General features: G+C 68.3%; 1 protein-coding gene. It reads right to left on the bottom strand.

The window, feature by feature from the left end:
* Nucleotides 1-205 (bottom strand): transposase (locus EJ903_RS26850; RefSeq protein ID WP_174237376.1); only part of this gene is annotated, 205 nt, incomplete at both ends.

Genomic DNA, 205 nt, shown 5'->3' with positions numbered 1-205 from the left:
CGATGGCCAGCAGGCGGAAGCCGATGATGTCGGTCAGCGAATGCACGGTGCGCAAAGGATCGCGCGGGTCCTCGATGCACCCGGCCAGCCGCTCGGCCACACGCAGCCGCCGTTCGACTTCCCGCAACACCAGCAGCCCGCCATCGGAGGACAGGCGGCCCCCATCGAAGCGCCCGATTACCGGCTTCCCGGTAACGGGTGACAA

Origin of the sequence: Azospirillum griseum (assembly GCF_003966125.1) — a bacterium.
Lineage (GTDB): Bacteria > Pseudomonadota > Alphaproteobacteria > Azospirillales > Azospirillaceae > Azospirillum > Azospirillum griseum.
This window is presented reverse-complemented; position numbering and strand designations above follow the sequence as displayed.